A 17,129-nucleotide genomic window follows, 5' to 3' on the forward strand; every position below is an offset into this window, starting at 1 on the left:
GTACCATGAGTGAACGCCTCCCGTTAAAACAGGCTCGCCGCCTGGTGGTGAAGATTGGCAGTGCCCTGTTAACCGACGATGGCAAAGGCCTGGATGTCGCGGCGCTGGGTTTGTGGGTGGATCAGATTGCGGGATTGATTGCCTCGGGTGTTGAAGTGGTGGTGGTGTCGTCCGGTTCCGTAGCTGAGGGTATGAGTCGTCTCGGTTGGGCGGTGCGGCCGCAGCACTTGCATGAGTTGCAGGCCGCAGCGGCCGTGGGGCAAATGGGCCTGGTGCAAACCTGGGAGGCCCAGTTCAAGCGCCACGATATTCACACCGCCCAGATCCTGCTGACCCACGATGATTTATCGGATCGCAAACGTTACCTGAATGGCCGAAGCACGCTGCGCACTCTGCTGGATTACGGGGTGGTGCCGATTGTGAATGAAAACGATACGGTGGTCACCGATGAAATCCGTTTCGGTGACAACGATACCCTGGGGGCATTGGTGGCCAACCTGATCGAGGCCGATGGCCTGATCATTCTGACCGATCAGCTGGGTTTGTTTGATAAAGACCCGCGCAAGCACGCCGACGCGGTACTGGTGACTCAGCGTCGGGCCGAAGATCGTGAGCTGGATGCCATGGCTGGAGGCAGTGCCGGTGCCTTGGGCCGGGGTGGTATGCAAACGAAGTTGAGGGCGGCCCGCTTGGCGGCCCGTTCCGGCGCCTTCACGGTCATTGTGGGCGGGCGTATTGAACAGGCGATTACCCGGTTGCGCCAGGGTGAGCTGATCGGAACCTTGCTGTTGCCGGATCAGGGGCGGATGGCGGCCCGCAAGCAGTGGATTGCCAGTCATTTGCAGACCCGGGGTACGTTGACTCTGGACGATGGCGCAGTGAACGTGTTGCGCCTGGGTGGTCGAAGCTTGTTGCCGGTAGGCGTGAAGGCGGTGGCAGGGCAGTTTCGCCGGGGCGAGATGGTGTCCTGTGTCGACCCGCAGGGCAGGGAAGTTGCGCGCGGTCTGGTGAATTACGACGCCGATGAGGCGCGTGCCATCGCAGGGCGATCCAGCGATCGGATTGTGGAAGTCTTGGGTTATGTCTCCGATGAGGAAATCGTGCATCGGGATAATTTGGTGGTGGTCTAACCTTTTCCGCTTTTTTTCAGGCACAAAAAAACCGGCCCGCAAGCCGGTTTTTTTATGAGCGCAAGATTCAGGCAGCTTTCAGAGCTTTGATCTTGGCGTTCATGCGGCTCTTGTGGCGAGCAATCTTGTTCTTGGTGAAGATGCCTTTGTTGACCATGCTGTCCATGATCGGCTGAGCCACTTTCAGGGCTTCCTGGGCTTCTTCGTAGTTGCCAGCCTTGATCTTGGCGTCAACTTTTTTCATGTAGGTACGTGCCATGGAACGCAGGCTGGCGTTGTGCTTGCGGTTGTTCTCGTTCTGACGAGCGCGCTTTTTGGCTTGCGGGGTATTTGCCACCGTAAAACTCCTGAAATTCGTTGCTATAAAGAAACTGTTACATCGCAGGCGCGCCAAAACCCAGCGCGTCGGAATAAATGACGCGGAACTATGCCGCTGAATGCCTCAAATGTCAAGGTTGGCGTGTGGTTTATCCCTTGCTTTGCAAGCCCTGTGATACACTCCGCGATCGTTGTTCAAGGCCTTGTGCCTGTGACTCTCGGCACCCTGTGGATTACCGAGACAGCCTGGCTTTTTTACCTTATATCACCGGATCTGCATCATGCCCAACAAGCCTGCGCCCTCAGCAACAACGTCACCTGTAAATCCGCCCCCCAAGGCGCCAGGGTTGTTGCGGTCGTCCGGGGTTGTGGGGCTGATGACTATGTTGTCCCGTGTGCTGGGCCTGGTACGGGACATGGTGATCGCTCGCTACTTCGGCGCTGGTGCCGGAGCCGATGCGTTTTTTGTTGCCTTCAAAATCCCGAACTTTTTGCGCCGACTGTTTGCAGAGGGAGCGTTCTCCCAGGCCTTTGTGCCGGTGTTGTCGTCTTACCGGCAAGGGCAGGATGCGTCCGAGGTGAAGCGCCTGGTGGATGCGGTGGCCGGGTCACTGGGGCTGGTGTTGCTGGCGGTCACGCTGGTGGCCATGCTGGGCTCGCCGGTGCTGACGGCGGTATTCGCGCCGGGATTTCTGGACGACGACACCAAGTTTGCGCTCACCAGTGAGATGCTGCGAATTACCTTTCCTTACCTGCTCCTGATTTCGCTGACCGCCTTCGCGGGTGGCATCCTGAACAGTTACGACCGCTTCGCGGTACCCGCGTTTACGCCGGTGCTGCTAAACCTGGCGATGATCGGTGCCGCCGTATTCGTTGCCCCATTGATGGCAGAGCCGGTAATGGCGCTGGCCTGGGGGGTGTTTATTGCCGGAGCTTTGCAGCTGTTTTTCCAGTTGCCCTTTTTGATGCGGCTCGGCTTGTTGCCCCGGCCCCGGGTGGATTATCGCCATGAAGGTGTGCGCCGGATTCTGAAACTGATGGCGCCAGCGCTGTTCGGGGTGTCGGTCAGTCAAATCAACCTGCTGCTCGATACCGTGCTGGCGTCCTTTCTGCAGACCGGTAGCGTGTCCTGGTTGTATTACTCGGATCGTTTGTCAGAGTTACCGTTGGGCGTGTTCGGCATTGCCATTGCCACGGTAATTTTGCCCAGTCTTTCGCGCAAGCATGCGGCGTCTTCCGCGGATCAGTTTGCCGCCACCCTGGACTGGGCGGTGCGGGCCGTGCTTCTGATCGGCGTACCCGCTGCCCTTGCCCTGGCGTTGTTGGCTGAGCCGCTGATTGCCACTTTATTTCATTACGGCGAAGTGACCGACCGGGATGTGCTGATGTCGGCGCAAAGCCTGCGGGCCTATTCCGCGGGCTTGCTGGCATTTATGCTGATCAAGGTGCTGGCACCGGGCTTTTTCGCCCGGGAAGACACCCGAACCCCGGTGAAGATTGGCGTTATCGCCATGGTGGCGAACATGGCATTTAACCTGGCGTTGATTGTGCCACTGGCTCATGCCGGTCTGGCACTTGCCACTTCCCTGTCTGCCTGGTTGAACGGCTATTTGCTGTGGCGGGGCTTGCGTAAAGAGGGCGCCTGGCAAAGTCAGCCGGGCTGGCCGAAATTCCTGATGCAGCTGGCGGCCGCAAACGGTGCGCTGGCAGCTGTCGTACTTTGGCTGAACGCGCCGGTTGCCGAGTGGTTGCTGCTGGGCGGACTTGCCCGGGCGACCGAAATGGCGATTCTGGTGATTGCCGGTGTGGCTGCGTACTTTCTCACCCTGGGCCTGACGGGTGTGCGGTTGCGCCAATTCCGCCAGAAGTAGGCTCGGCGATTTCTACCACACCGGCTCCTGAGGTATAATCGCGCGTTTTCTCACCAGCGTGTTGGCAATTTGCCCGCGCGCCCAAAGCCAGCGGCAGTTTAGGGTTCGCAGTTTATGCGTCTGATCAGAGGCCTGACCAATCTCAAGCGCATCGCCGGGCGGGCAGATTCGCCGCTTGCCAGTGGTTGCGTGGCGACCATCGGCAACTTCGATGGTGTGCACCGTGGCCACACAACGATTATCTCGCAGGTCAAGGAAAAGTCCCGGGCACTGGGATTGCCTTCAGTGGTGATCATTTTCGAGCCTCAGCCCCAGGAATTTTTCCGTGGTGACCAGGCGCCGCCGCGGTTGATGCCATTCCGGCAGAAGTTCGAGGCGTTGCTCGCGGAAGGTGTCGACATGGTGTTGTGCATCCGGTTTGATCAGACTTTCCGCAGTTATTCGGCCATGGGTTTTATTGACGATGTGCTCATCGGTGGACTAGGTGTGCGCCATCTGGTGGTCGGGGATGATTTTCGTTTTGGCTGTGATCGCGCCGGTGATTTCCGCCTGCTGAATCAAGTCGGGCAAGAGCGGGGCTTTTCTGTCGAGAACACCCGCACCGTGACGGTGGATGGCGAGCGGGTGAGCAGCACCCGGGTGCGCAATGCGCTGACGGTGAATGGGCTGGAAGAAGCCGAGCGCTTGCTTGGGCATCCCTATCGGATTCATGGCCGGGTGGTGTATGGCCGGCAACTGGGGCGCCAACTGGGCGCGCCAACCGCCAACATTTTGCTGCACAAGATGGCGGCTTTGCGGGGCGTTTATGTGGTGCGGGCCAGGCTGGACTCCGGCCAGTGGCAGGACGGCATTGCCAACATCGGCCTGCGCCCGACAGTGGATGGTAAGCGGCCGTCGCTGGAAGTGCACCTGTTTGACTTTGCTGGCACACTCTATGGCCAGCATCTGGATGTGGTGTTCCGCCATGGTTTGCGGGACGAAGTGAAATTTGATTCTGTTGACGAGTTGCGACAACAGATTGTCCGGGATTTCGAGACTGCCCGGGCCTGGCTGGCAGCAAATCCTGCCACGCCGGACACCTGATACAACTGACCAACCGAGAGTACGCACAACGACATGAGCGACTACAAGCATACCCTGAATCTGCCGGAAACCGCCTTTCCGATGCGCGGTAACCTGGCCAAGCGTGAGCCCGACATGCTCAAGCGCTGGCGGGATCTGAATGTCTACGGCAACCTGCGCAAGCAGCGTGAAGGCCGGGATAAGTTCATCCTGCACGATGGCCCTCCTTACGCCAACGGCAGCATTCACATTGGGCATGCGGTCAACAAAATTCTGAAAGACATGATCGTCAAGTCCCGCAGCTTCATGGGCTTTGATGCCCCTTATGTGCCGGGCTGGGATTGCCACGGTCTGCCCATCGAGCACAAGGTTGAGCAGGAGATCGGTAAAGCGGGCGTGAAGGTGGATTACAAAACCTTTCGCCAGGCTTGCCGGGATTACGCCACCAAACAGATTGAAGGTCAGAAATCCGACTTTATCCGCCTGGGCGTAATGGGAGAGTGGGACAAGCCCTACCTGACCATGGACCCGAAGGTGGAAGCGGGCATTGTCCGGGCGCTGGGCAAGATTGTCGAAAAAGGGCACCTGGTGCGTGGCTACAAGCCGGTTTACTGGAGTGTGGTGGGTCAGTCCGCACTGGCAGAAGCCGAGATTGAGTATCAGGACAAGACCTCCACCCAGATCGATGTGCGTTTTTCGGTGGCAGATCGGGCAGCCATTCTTGCGGTGTTCGGTGTGGACGACGGCCCGGGCGATGTGTCGCTGGTGATCTGGACAACGACGCCCTGGACTATTCCCGCCAACCAGGCGGTTTCCGTGGGCGCGGATCTGGAATATGCACTGGTTCAGCTGGATGCAGGCCAGGGTTCGGAGCGGATGATCCTGGCTACCGATATGGTGGCGGGCATCATGGAGCGCTGGGGTGTGGAAGACTACACCGTACTGGCCAACGTTGCCGGTGCCGCTCTTGAAAAGCAGATGCTTCGGCATCCGGTTTACAACCGGCAAGTGCCGGTAATCCTGGGTGATCATGTGTCTCTGGACGCCGGTACCGGTGCCGTCCATACCGCGCCCGATCACGGTATGGAAGATTTTGAGGTAGGCAAAGCCTACGGTATCGATACGGTGAACCTGGTGAAAGCCGATGGCACCTACACCGAAGCCGCTGGCGAATTCGCCGGAGTGCATGTGTACAAGGCAGACGAACCTGTCTGCGCCGCACTGGAGCGCGAGGGGAAACTCGTGCGCGCGGAGAAGTTCCGCCACAGCTATCCCCATTGCTGGCGTACCAAAACGCCGCTGATCTACCGGGCCACGCCGCAGTGGTTTATCAGCATGGACAAACTCAACCTGCGCGCCGACGCCCTGGAGGCCATCAAAGGTGTGCGCTGGGTGCCAGGCTGGGGCCAGAATCGCATTGAAGCCATGTTCGAGCAAAGCCCGGATTGGTGTATCTCCCGGCAACGTACCTGGGGTGTGCCGATTACCTTGTTTATCCACAAGGAAACCCAGGAACTGCATCCGAACACCCAGGCGCTGTTTGAACAAGTGGCGCAGGCGGTGGAAACCGGCGGTATCGACGCCTGGTATGAGCTGGATCAGAACGAACTGCTGGGTGCCGACGCTGACCAGTACGAGAAAGTCCTGGATACGCTGGATGTCTGGTTTGATTCCGGCGTTACTCACGACTCGGTGCTGCGGGTACGGGAAGAGTTGGGGCAGTTCCCGGCGGATATGTACCTGGAAGGCTCTGATCAGCACCGGGGCTGGTTCCAGTCGTCCCTGAAAACCTCCATCGCCATCAATGGCGTGGCGCCGTATAAACAGGTGCTGACCCACGGCTTCACGGTAGACGCCAAGGGCTACAAGATGTCCAAGTCTATGGGCAACGTGATCGCACCCCAGGAAGTGATGAACGAACTGGGTGCCGATATCCTGCGCCTGTGGGTTTCTGCCACCGACTACAGCGGTGAGATGAGCGTTTCCAAAGACATCCTGCGCCAGACTGCCGACGGCTATCGCCGGATTCGTAACACCGCTCGCTTCCTGCTCAGCAACTTGAGCGGTTTCGAGCCGGCGCAGCACATGGTGGCGCCGGACGACATGCTGGCCCTCGACCGCTGGATGGTAGACCGAGCTCTGCAACTGCAGAACGAACTGCATGAAGACTACGGCAACTATGCGTTCCTGCGCATTTACCAGAAAGTGTACAACTTCTGTGAATCGACGCTGGGTGGGTTCTATCTGGACATCATCAAGGATCGCCAGTACACCACCCAGGCCGACAGTCTGGCGCGGCGCTCCTGCCAGACTGCCCTGTACCATGTCGCCGAGGCCCTGGTACGCTGGATTGCGCCGATTCTGAGCTTCACCGCCGACGAAATCTGGCAGCACCTGCCGGGCGAGCGCGGCGAGACCGTGTTCTACGAAACCTGGTATGAAGGCCTGACCGCGCTGCCGAAAGACGTCGACCTGGGCCGGGATTACTGGCGTGAGATCTACGGGGTCAAGGAAGCTGTTAACAAGTGCCTGGAAGACGCCCGTGCCCGCGGCGAGATCAAAGGTTCTCTGACCGCCGAAGTCACCCTGTTCTGTGAGGGTGAGTTGGCCAAGCGCTTGCAACACCTGGGCGAAGAATTGCGCTTTGTGCTGATCACCTCCGAAGCGACGGTCAAACCGGTGAGTGAGGCAGAGGGCGCAGAGCAGACCAGCCTTGAAGGTTTGCTGGTGAAGGTTACCCCATCCGCACACGCCAAGTGCGAGCGCTGCTGGCACCACCGTGAAGACGTTGGCCAGAACGAGCAGTACAGTGACCTGTGTGGCCGCTGCGTTACCAACGTGGAAGGCCCGGGTGAAGCCCGCGCCTACGCCTGATGGATGCGGTTATGACAGACAGCAAAGCAGGTGGCCAGCTGAAATGGTTATGGCTGGCCGCACTGGTGGTCGCCATCGACCTGGGCACCAAGGCCATGGCCACCGCCATGCTGGTGTATGGCAATCCGGTGCCTGTTGTGCCCAGCTTCAACTTCACACTGCTGCACAACACAGGCGCCGCTTTCAGCTTTCTGGCCGATGCCGCAGGCTGGCAACGCTGGTTTTTTGTGACTCTGGCCCTGGTGGTCAGTGTGGTACTGATTGGCTGGCTGAGAAAACTCAAAGCCAATGAAACCTGGGCCGCCATAGCCATCGTACTCATCCTCGGCGGCGCCATTGGCAACGTATACGACCGGGTGGTACACGGATACGTGGTGGATTTCCTGCATTTTTACTGGCAGGACTGGCATTTCCCCGCCTTCAACCTGGCAGACACCGCCATCACAATCGGTGCTGCCATGATGATACTGGACGTTTTCCGCAAACCCGCCGAGACCGGCGGGGATGCGAACAGGAGCAACTGATCGCCATGAACGAACTCCCCATTGATAAAGGCACCCGGGTGACTCTGCATTTCGCCCTGAAATTCGAAAGTGGCGAAACAGTTGATACCACCTTCGACAAAGAACCCGCGACACTGGAAATCGGCGATGAAAACCTGCCGGAGAATTTCGAGGCCTACCTGATGGGCCTGAAAGCTGGTGACCGTGAAACCTTCGAAGTGCCCCCGGAAAAAGCCTTTGGCCAGCGCAACCCGAACAACGTGCAGACCTTCAAGCGCCATGAATTCAGCGCTGATATGGTGTTGGAGCCGGGCGTTGTGGTCTCCTTCGCCGACGCACGCCAGCAGGAATTACCGGGCGTGATCCAGCGGGTAGAGGGTGACGTGGTGGATGTGGACTTTAACCATCCGCTGGCCGGGCATACACTGGTATTCGAAGTGCAGATTATCGATGTGGAGCCGGTTGGCCCAACCCATTGATGATCAGGGGTTTGTCCTGAACCGCTAACTTGAACAGAGCGTGATGCGGGGCAGAGCTTGCAGGGACTGTCTGCAGCAGGGATGCTGCAGTCAAGCGTACAGGGATGTATTCATAGCGTGTCCCTGCAAGCTCTGCCCCGCAGCACGCGGGCGATCAGCTCTACATCACGCGTGTGACAGGCACCCTGGTAGGGCCTCTCTCATTTCAGGTAAATATTTATAGGCACAATCATGCAAATCCGACTCGCTAATCCCCGTGGCTTCTGTGCCGGTGTCGACCGCGCCATAGAAATTGTAAACCGCGCGCTGGACGTGTTCGGAGCGCCGATTTATGTACGCCACGAAGTCGTCCACAACAAATTTGTGGTCAACAATCTCCGAAACCGCGGCGCCATCTTCGTGGACGAACTGCACGAAGTGCCAGACGACACCCTGGTTATCTTCAGCGCCCACGGCGTCTCCCAGGCTGTCAAAAACGAAGCCGAACGCCGCAACCTGAAAGTCTTCGACGCCACCTGCCCGCTGGTAACCAAAGTCCACATGGAAGTTATGCGTTACAGCCGCGATGGCCGCGAGTGCATCCTGATTGGGCATCATGGCCATCCGGAAGTTGAAGGCACCATGGGCCAGTACGATCACCGTAACGGCGGCGACATCTACCTGGTGGAAGACGAAGAAGACGTGGCCAACCTGAACGTGAAAGCCCCTTCAAGGCTCTCGTTCGTCACCCAGACCACGCTCTCCATGGACGATACCGCAAAAGTCATCGACGCCCTGCGCGCCCGATTCCCCGAAATCGAAGGCCCCCGCAAGGATGATATCTGCTACGCCACCCAGAACCGCCAGGACGCGGTAAAACAACTGGCAGGCGACTGCGACCTGATGCTGGTAGTGGGCTCGCCGAACAGCTCCAACTCCAACCGCCTGCGGGAACTGGCCGAACGCATGGGCACCCCGGCCTATCTGATCGATGAAGCCGCCCAGATAGACCCCGCATGGCTGTACGGTAAAAAGGCAATCGGCGTAACGGCCGGAGCGTCTGCCCCTGAGGTGCTGGTCGCCGATGTGATCAAGCGCCTGAAAGCCTTGGGGGGCGAAGAGCCGGTGGAAGTGTCGGGCTGTGAAGAAAACATCGTCTTTTCCATGCCCAAAGAACTTCGCATCGACGCGGTGGAATTGTGATCTACATCATATTTTAATGGGCCAACGTCCATTCATCGGTGATAAACCGCCACTTGTCGACGACATCTGGCGGTTTTTTTATGGGGTTGTAATCTATGAACATGAAAAAATCTTTAGGGAGCTGGCTTATGCGCAGTATCCAGGCGCAGCGCGGATTTACGTTGATTGAGCTGATGGTGACTCTTGCTGTTGTGGCGATTGTTGCGACAATCGCGATTCCGGCGATGGGAGATATGATTACTAGAAACCGGACAACCGCGGCCTTCAATGAGCTTCAAGGCCTGATCGGCTTTGCTCGAAGTGAGTCCGCAAAGCGGCCCGCAGAACCGGTATTGCTGTGCGCTTCCAACGACTCGGCAAAATGTACCGGCGAAACAGACTGGAGCGTTGGATGGATCATTGCCCGGGATGCCAACGGCAACGGAAGTGTGGATGCGGGCGAAACCATATTGAAGGTAATCGGGCCATTGCCCAGCGGCATTAAGCTGGAGGTAAAAACCGGCACTAATGCCAGCTTTAATTCTTCCAGCCTGGCTCTCGTTCGCACTGGAGCGCCTGCTGGCGGCAACCAGGTAACGTTCAAGATGTGTGATTCTTTCGGAGCGAGCGAAGCTCGGGGTGTGGTGCTGTCGGTGTCAGGGCAGACACGGTCTGCAGCAAGAGATAGCAGTGGAAACCGCGAAGACCACAACAACATTGATTTCAAGTGTTGACCAAGAAGCGGAGCGGCAACAGATGAACGGGTTCAATACGATGAATAACGGAGCAAATGCCCAGCGGGGGATGACCTTGATTGAAATACTGGTCACCGTGTTGGTTTTGGCTGTAGGCCTGCTTGGAATGGCAAGTCTGACTGTGGGAAGTCTCAAGAATAACCAGGGTGCGTTTTTGCGCACGCAGGGCACGGTTCTGGCGTACGACATGGCAGATCGCATGCGTGCGAATGTTGCCGAGGCTCTGAACGACAGCTACAACGGCACATATGATAAGAGTTCAAGTATCACAGATCCTGCATGTGAAGCGTCTGGTTGCAAAGGCAGCGAGCGAGTCAATGCAGATCTGTTTGCCTGGAAAAGGCAGATGGAGGGTGCCGACGGGAAAATGGCCCTGTTACCCGACTGGAAATTGACCATTGCAGGCGGTGGCGGCCCCAAAACCGCTGGCAACGTCTACACCATTACCGTTACCTGGAAAGAAGACCAGTGGAGTGAGGCAAAAGGTTCCATGTCTACTGAAGATCAGCAAACTGTTATCGAGTTTACTCTATGACTAATCCCAGCAAGCAACTTTTGAGTGTTGAGAGTGCGGTACGGGTGCGGCAGGCAGGCCTTTCGCTGGTCGAGCTGATGATAGCTCTCGCACTTAGTGGAGCGATTATTCTCGGCATTTTTACTGTGTACATGGACTCCAATCAGACCACTCGGCTGGGGGATTCTCTGGCTCGTATTCAGGAATCAGGCCGCATAGGGCTGGAGTTGATGTCCCGAGAGGTGCGGATGGCTGGATACCAGGGGTGTTCAGACGGATATTCTGTGCCCCTGCGCGTGGTTGCGAGTAATCCTCCGCCGTCGATAACACCGGCAGCAGGCGAGGACAGTGTTTACTTGTACAACACCGGTGTTCAGGGCTGGCAGGTTACCGCAGCCACGCAGACAACCTGGGATGCCGGTACAGACTTTGAGGATTTGAGCATTATTGAGGACGATGCCCTGCCAGGCAGCGATGTGCTGATGGTTCAGCGCGCACGGCCGTTGACTGCGATCATCAGTAACGGTGCTACGCCACCGGAAGGCATGGCAGCGCGTGATTCTCACATTCCCATTGTCGATCCGGATGGCCTGTTTGGGGCGGGAGCAGAGTTCAGCTCCGGCGCACTTCTCATGATTGCCAACTGCGAGTTTGCCGATGTCTTCCGGATGACCAATGATCCGTCGGGGGCGTCAAAAGTGATTAAGCACGAGGTGGCAGCCAATACCAACGGCAACTTGTCAGTGGCTTATGCCGCGGACTCTGATGCTGCACTGTTTGCCTTTGAAAGCACCGTGTTTTTTGTGGCCGATACCGGCCGGGTGGATGACCAGGGCAACAACATACAGGCACTCTACCGAGCCACCAATAACCTGCCCAACTCTGCCACACCGGACTTTCAACGCGAAGAACTGGTTGAAGGTGTCGAAGCCATGAAAGTTCAGTACGGCCTGCGCACCGACCCAGACAACAACACCATCAGTTTCGTTGATGCTTCGGGCGTTACCGCCAGCGATTGGAAAGACGTTGTGGTCATTCGCGTAGGCTTGCTAGTCAGTGCGTCCGGGAACGTGCTGCAGCAGGATGACAGCCAATCCTATGAATTGCCGGGAACAGTGTTTGTTGCCGGTACACCCGGCACTGGTGAGCAGGCGCACGCAGCCGACAGGCGGTTGAGGAAAGCTTTTGTGACAACGCTGGATCTTCGGAATCGTAGATGTGGTGAGTTCAAGCAACTTGTAGGTACCGATTTGTGGGAATGGGAAGATGCAGACAACAACGGGGGGGATGGCGACCCATGCAATTAAGTAACGGTTTACTGTTTATTGCCGAAAAGAATGGCTCGGTGTCGCCCCCTCAGCTGCCAGCCAGTCAGCGAGGGGCGGCTCTGATTATCAGCCTGGTGATTCTTCTGGTGATTACTATGATTGGCCTCGCCAGTATGAACTCATCGATTCTGCAAGAACGTATGTCGGCCAATGCTCAGAATGCCAGGCAGGCTTTTTTCTCTGCGGAGTCCGCCGGACAGGATCTGTTTAAACGTCTGGAGCCTATGAACGTGAACTCGACCGAGTGGAAACGTGCCTTGAATGCCCTGGACGCGGGTATTGGAGTCTCAACAACACCCGTTAACTACTCAGGAGCCGGTACGGGAAAGAAAGCGACGTCGGAAATTCGCTACCTGGGAGAGGCCAACCTGATAGAAGGCCATTCTTTCGGTGAAGATATTGAGACGTTCCGGCACAGATTCGAAATTATTGGTGATGCTGAAATCACGGGCTCCGGAGCAACCGGGCGGGTTGTTCGTGGTGTCAGTGTGGTTTTCTTTTAATGGCAAGTGAACACTGAGGGTCGAACCTATGAACTACGTGAAGTTTGGAATCACGTGTATTTTCGCAGTTATGGCACAGCTAGTTTGGGCTCAGCAGGAGCTTCCGTATGCAAATACCGCAATGACCTCAAGTGAGATTGCTGTTGAATCTCCATCTGTCATGCTGGCTTACTCCCGGTCCTCTGGCGTGGTTGAGATACGTTTCAAAGAATGTGACGGGTGTGAGTTCCGAGCCTTGCTACCTGCTGAGAATTTGAGGTTTTCGGCTGCCGGCGTTTCTATATCAGCCGGGGATGCTTTTAGGGAGTTGCAGGGAAGTGCTGGGACTGTATTCATCGATAGTGAGACTTCGAAAGTAAAAAGGGTTCAGTATTTTGATGCCAGCAATGGAGGTGGAAAATGAAAACTCAGATGAACCGACTGGCTGCTTTTAGTCTTGGATTTTTGTTGGCATCTGGTACGACAAGTGCCTTGGCAGATGATACTGAGATCTTCTTTAATACACAGGACAGTACGAGTATTCGCCCCAATCTTCTTTTTATACTTGATAACTCGGGCAGCATGGACGCAATGGTTGATGTGAAAGTGTCGTCTGACCCGGTTTATGATCCGGATAAATCGTATTCCGGGGATTTTAATTCAAACTATGTTTACTATAAGCAAGATGGTGACTGGTATACCATCAGAAGGTCTGTGATTGAGTGCTCTGACCTGAATGGACGCATTGACACAGTAGGTGAGTTGAAGCAATACAGAATGGCGTACTTCTATAAAAGGAAGTGGCGGAGTTTTGATGAAGTCGATGTGAACAACAGTACGACTGACTGTGAGGCTGACAATGATCGGAGTGTTAATTGGAATAATTTTAGTAGACGCACATACTTTTCGCCAAATTATCTGAACTGGCAAAGTGCGAAATCCGGAACGATAAAGATGACCCGGCTGGATGTCATGAAAGGTGTTGCCAAGCACCTAGCTGACACCACGACGGGTGTCAATATCGGACTAATGGCCTTCAATACTGTCAACAACACTGAAGGCGGGCATCTTATGAACCCGATTGGTGATGTGTCCACTAATAGGGGGAATTTCAAGGCGGCTGTTGATACACTTGATCATGAAACCTGGACGCCGCTTTCAGAAACTTTATTTGAAGCCATGAGATATTATCAGGGTGAAAATCAGTTCCTCGATCGCAACCCAATAAAAAGCCAAGAGGATGGCTATATATCTCCTATCGAGTATGAGTGTCAGTCGAATAATATCATTCTAATGACTGATGGTGCTCCGACAAAGGATGGTAATCATGTTTCTACTATGGAAACAGAAATCGGAGCATCTTGTTCCGGCAACTGCCTTGATGAAATAGCGGGCTACATTCGAACAAATGATATGACGGAGGCGCACGACGGTGATCAAACGATAACTACCTACACGGTGGGTTTCGAGATCAATGATCCCTTGTTGGCGAAGACGGCGACTGCCGGAGGTGGAAAGTACTATTTGGCGAATGATGCCGAAGAGCTGGCGAACGCTTTCAATGACATCGTAAGGGCCGTACTTGATACCAGCAGTACCTTTGTCGCCCCTGGCGTTGCGGTAAACTCGTTCAATCGCTTAAGTCATTTTGACGCTCTCTATTACTCTGTTTTCGAACCGGACACCCGGCCTTTGTGGCAAGGTAACCTGAAGCGCTACAAAATCTCCGCTGGCGGTAAGATCGTCGATGTCAACGGCAAAGTAGCAATTGATTCCGCCACGGGGTTCTTTAAGGATGACACGCAAAGCTGGTGGTCGGCATCTGCTGATGGTAAAGAGGTGAAGGCAGGCGGCGCACGTAGCCAGCTGCCCAATGTGCCGAGCAATCGCAAAGTGTACACATGGCTCAAAGGCAAGGCCCTGAGCGCCAGTGATAACCTGGTATCTACGTCGAACAAGGCCAACCTGACGAAAAGTGTGCTGGGAGACTCCAGCATGAGCGACACCGAGCACACCAACCTGATTCGCTGGATTCGGGGAGAAGATGTTAAAGACGAAAATGAAAACGGGTCCACGAGCGATGCCAGAAAGTTTATTGCCGATCCTTTGCACTCTGAACCGAAACTGATTGTTTATGGCGGTACCGAGGCTTCTCCGGACACTACGATTTATTTCGGTGACAACCAGGGCTATTTGCATGCCATTGATGGTGAAACAGGCGAGTCCTACTTTGCCTTTATGCCGGAGGAAATGCTGAACAAGCAGAAAACCTTGATGGAGAACAAAGAAACGGAGTCTGGTCGCATCTATGGAATGGACGGTTCTGTGGTCAGCTGGGTTAAAAATCCCAGCGGCGGAATCAAGGCGGCGGATGGTGATCATGTGTACCTTTACACAGGTATGCGTCGCGGCGGGCGTAGCTACTATGCTTTGGATGCAACCGACAGGGATGCTCCAAAGGCGTTGTGGAAAATCAATGGTGGATCCGGTGATTTTTCAGAGCTCGGCCAAACCTGGTCCACGCCGGTCAAAACCAAGCTGAATATCGGCGGTACCGAGACAGATGTCCTGTTTTTCGCCGGTGGCTATGATGAAGACCAGGACGATGTGGCGACGATTACCGAAGATGACATGGGCCGGGCGTTGTATGTGGTTGATGCGAAAACGGGCAGCCGCTTGTGGTGGGCCGGTCCAAAAGGCTCCGGTGCGAATCTCGAACTTTCTCAGATGAAGTACAGCATGCCTGCATCGCCGAAGGTTCTGGATATCGATGGTGATGGGTTGGCAGATCAGGCTTATATCGGTGATATGGGTGGTCAGATCTGGCGCTTCGATTTCAACAATGGTAACTCTGCCGGTACACTCGGATTTGGTGGTCGCATCGCCAACCTTTCCGGAGGCGACCATGCGTCGGCGCGGCGCTTCTATCATACACCGGACCTTTCCGTGAGCACCTTCTGGGGGAAACGCTACCTTAACCTGGTTATTGGTTCCGGTTTTCACGCCCATCCCCTGAACAAGGTTATCGAGGATCGCGCCTATATGATTCGCATTCCGGAGCTGTTTAGTGCGCCTGTCGATACTTCGACTGGATACGTAACCTATACCACTCTCACAGAAAGTGACCTTCTTGATATCACGGATAACAAGATTGGAGAGGGTACGGATAGCGAAAAACTGGCTGCCGAGAAAGCCTTGCAGAGCGCAAATGGCTGGATGCTCAAGCTTGAGAATAAAGGTGAAAAGGTATTGTCCCAGAGCCTGGTGGTGGATGGTGTGGTTACCTTCACAACCTATCAGCCAGCGCCGGCACTTTCTGCATGTGCGCCGTCGACAGGTCGCTCACGACTCTACTCAATCGCGTTGCGTGATGGTCAGCCTGTTCGCAATTATGACGGCATTGGTGATCCGGATGAGCTGACCAAGCCAGATCGGGTGAAAGATATTCCGGTTCCAGGGATTCCACCTGCACCGAAACTTCTCAGAACGGAAAAAGACGGTTTCATTTGTGTTGGTACAAACTGTGAGAAGGTTGAAGATAGCAACACCTTTACTCAAACGTTCTGGAGGGAAGTGGAGTGATCCGGGGCAAGACCGCGAGTAACAAGGGCTTTACGTTAATTGAAGTCATGATTGTGGTAGCTATCGTCGGCATTCTTGCCGCGGTAGCCTATCCGTCGTATCAGGATCATGTTCGGAAATCCCGAAGAGCAGAGGCTCAGTCTGCTTTGATGGGGCTGGCGGCGGCAATGGAGCGACATTTCACGGCCACCAACAGCTACACCGGGGCAGGCGCAGGGGGCGGTGATACCGGCGCCCCCGGAATTTACTATGACAAGGTGCCCAAGGATGGAGGCACAGCCTACTACAATCTCACCATCGACAGTGCATCGGCCTCAGCGTTTGTAGTAAGGGCCACCCCGGTCAATGGGCAGGTGGGTGATGGTTTTCTGGATTTGAACAACCAGGGCATCAGGCGCTGGGATCGCGACAACAGTGGCAGTATCGGCACTGGCGAGGATAAATGGACAAATTAGTCGCACAAGGGGTTAACACCTGATGACCCCGCCCCAGGATAGACGAATGATGTTGTCCAGATCATCGTCGTGGATCGCGCGGAAGCGGCCCCCTCGGTTCACAGCCAGATAGCTCATCGGCTGTTTGTTGCCTGCGGTGGGGCAGGCAACAAGAGAGCCGCTGGCGCCAAGCATCAGGCCATTAGGCCCGAAGGCGAAGTAGCCTCGCCGACCCGTTCTGGAGTGTATCCGGTAGTGTTCGGGTGGCTGGATGTAGCGCCAGACGATGTCGTCATCCGGCCTTCGATCCCGGTCGCTGTCGGAAAAAATCGCCACAGGCAAGCCCCAGTTGTCAACGCAATTCAAGCTTGGCGAGAGTGGACAGAGGATAACGGGAGCGCCTGTATGTACCGCCTGCGACCTGGCGTAGGAAAAGGCGCCATGAAAGGTTGCAATGAGTTGCCTTTGGTGGCCGTTGGCGATTTCCTGGTGTAGTGCCGGTATCGCCATCCCTGCAATAATTGCAAACACGGCGATTGTGATAAGAAGCTCCACGAGCGTGAAGCCCCACGGTATTCGTTTTTTCATATTGCCTCCCTGGCACAATGGTTTGGCTTTCTTCCTGAAAGCCAGTCT

16 protein-coding genes are annotated in these 17,129 nt (G+C 55.7%); 14 read left to right on the plus strand and 2 right to left on the minus strand.

Annotated elements, in window-relative coordinates:
• Window positions 1–5: 5 nt before the first annotated feature.
• On the plus strand, window positions 6–1,130 hold the full coding sequence (gene proB / locus C7H09_RS12880; RefSeq protein WP_106763299.1) for a glutamate 5-kinase: 1,125 nt from the start codon (window positions 6–8) through the stop codon (window positions 1,128–1,130).
• A 67-nt stretch (window positions 1,131–1,197) separates the two neighbouring features.
• Here proB and rpsT read toward each other — a convergent pair whose 3' ends face one another.
• Window positions 1,198–1,467, minus strand: coding sequence for a 30S ribosomal protein S20 (gene rpsT, locus C7H09_RS12885; RefSeq protein WP_106763300.1), 270 nt, complete (start codon window positions 1,465–1,467; stop codon window positions 1,198–1,200).
• A 262-nt stretch (window positions 1,468–1,729) separates the two neighbouring features.
• On the opposite strand from rpsT, the gene murJ reads away from it, so the two are divergent.
• The 13 genes from murJ (at window position 1,730) to C7H09_RS12950 (ending at window position 16,514) form a co-directional block, all read left to right on the plus strand.
• Window positions 1,730–3,319: a murein biosynthesis integral membrane protein MurJ gene (murJ, locus tag C7H09_RS12890; protein WP_106763302.1), complete on the plus strand. Its 1,590-nt coding sequence runs from the start codon at window positions 1,730–1,732 to the stop codon at window positions 3,317–3,319.
• A 114-nt stretch (window positions 3,320–3,433) separates the two neighbouring features.
• Window positions 3,434–4,402 (plus strand): bifunctional riboflavin kinase/FAD synthetase, encoded by a 969-nt coding sequence (gene ribF, locus C7H09_RS12895; RefSeq protein ID WP_106763304.1) that lies wholly within the window; start codon window positions 3,434–3,436, stop codon window positions 4,400–4,402.
• Between the two features lie 33 nt (window positions 4,403–4,435).
• Window positions 4,436–7,255, plus strand: a complete 2,820-nt coding sequence (gene ileS, locus C7H09_RS12900) for an isoleucine--tRNA ligase (protein WP_106763305.1) — start codon at window positions 4,436–4,438, stop codon at window positions 7,253–7,255.
• Window positions 7,255–7,779: a signal peptidase II gene (gene lspA / locus C7H09_RS12905; protein ID WP_106763307.1), complete on the plus strand. Its 525-nt coding sequence runs from the start codon at window positions 7,255–7,257 to the stop codon at window positions 7,777–7,779. The genes ileS and lspA overlap by 1 nt, the downstream gene beginning before the upstream one ends.
• A 5-nt stretch (window positions 7,780–7,784) precedes the next feature.
• A complete protein-coding gene (fkpB, locus tag C7H09_RS12910) occupies window positions 7,785–8,237 on the plus strand; it encodes an FKBP-type peptidyl-prolyl cis-trans isomerase (protein WP_106763309.1) in 453 nt (150 codons plus the stop codon).
• A 231-nt stretch (window positions 8,238–8,468) separates the two neighbouring features.
• Window positions 8,469–9,419 (plus strand): 4-hydroxy-3-methylbut-2-enyl diphosphate reductase, encoded by a 951-nt coding sequence (ispH, locus tag C7H09_RS12915; RefSeq protein WP_106763311.1) that lies wholly within the window; start codon window positions 8,469–8,471, stop codon window positions 9,417–9,419.
• Window positions 9,420–9,547: 128 nt separating this feature from the next.
• Window positions 9,548–10,132: a GspH/FimT family pseudopilin gene (locus C7H09_RS12920; RefSeq protein ID WP_165794826.1), complete on the plus strand. Its 585-nt coding sequence runs from the start codon at window positions 9,548–9,550 to the stop codon at window positions 10,130–10,132.
• Window positions 10,089–10,688 carry a type IV pilus modification protein PilV gene (gene pilV / locus C7H09_RS12925; protein WP_206074329.1) on the plus strand — a complete coding sequence of 200 codons (600 nt, stop codon included), beginning with the start codon at window positions 10,089–10,091 and terminating at the stop codon, window positions 10,686–10,688. Before C7H09_RS12920 ends, pilV begins: the two co-directional genes overlap by 44 nt.
• Window positions 10,685–11,974: a PilW family protein gene (locus C7H09_RS12930; RefSeq protein ID WP_106763316.1), complete on the plus strand. Its 1,290-nt coding sequence runs from the start codon at window positions 10,685–10,687 to the stop codon at window positions 11,972–11,974. Before pilV ends, C7H09_RS12930 begins: the two co-directional genes overlap by 4 nt.
• Window positions 11,965–12,498, plus strand: coding sequence for a pilus assembly PilX family protein (locus C7H09_RS12935; protein ID WP_011784387.1), 534 nt, complete (start codon window positions 11,965–11,967; stop codon window positions 12,496–12,498). Before C7H09_RS12930 ends, C7H09_RS12935 begins: the two co-directional genes overlap by 10 nt.
• A gap of 28 nt (window positions 12,499–12,526) precedes the next feature.
• A complete protein-coding gene (locus tag C7H09_RS12940) occupies window positions 12,527–12,901 on the plus strand; it encodes a hypothetical protein (RefSeq protein WP_106763318.1) in 375 nt (124 codons plus the stop codon).
• Window positions 12,898–16,059, plus strand: coding sequence for a pilus assembly protein (locus tag C7H09_RS12945; RefSeq protein ID WP_106763320.1), 3,162 nt, complete (start codon window positions 12,898–12,900; stop codon window positions 16,057–16,059). Before C7H09_RS12940 ends, C7H09_RS12945 begins: the two co-directional genes overlap by 4 nt.
• Window positions 16,056–16,514, plus strand: coding sequence for a type IV pilin protein (locus C7H09_RS12950; protein WP_011784390.1), 459 nt, complete (start codon window positions 16,056–16,058; stop codon window positions 16,512–16,514). The genes C7H09_RS12945 and C7H09_RS12950 overlap by 4 nt, the downstream gene beginning before the upstream one ends.
• A gap of 12 nt (window positions 16,515–16,526) precedes the next feature.
• On the opposite strand, the gene C7H09_RS12955 is transcribed toward C7H09_RS12950, so the two are convergent.
• Window positions 16,527–17,081: a GspH/FimT family pseudopilin gene (locus C7H09_RS12955; RefSeq protein WP_106763323.1), complete on the minus strand. Its 555-nt coding sequence runs from the start codon at window positions 17,079–17,081 to the stop codon at window positions 16,527–16,529.
• Between the last annotated feature and the right edge of the window lie 48 nt (window positions 17,082–17,129).

This window comes from Marinobacter fuscus (genome assembly GCF_003007675.1).
GTDB lineage: Bacteria > Pseudomonadota > Gammaproteobacteria > Pseudomonadales > Oleiphilaceae > Marinobacter > Marinobacter fuscus.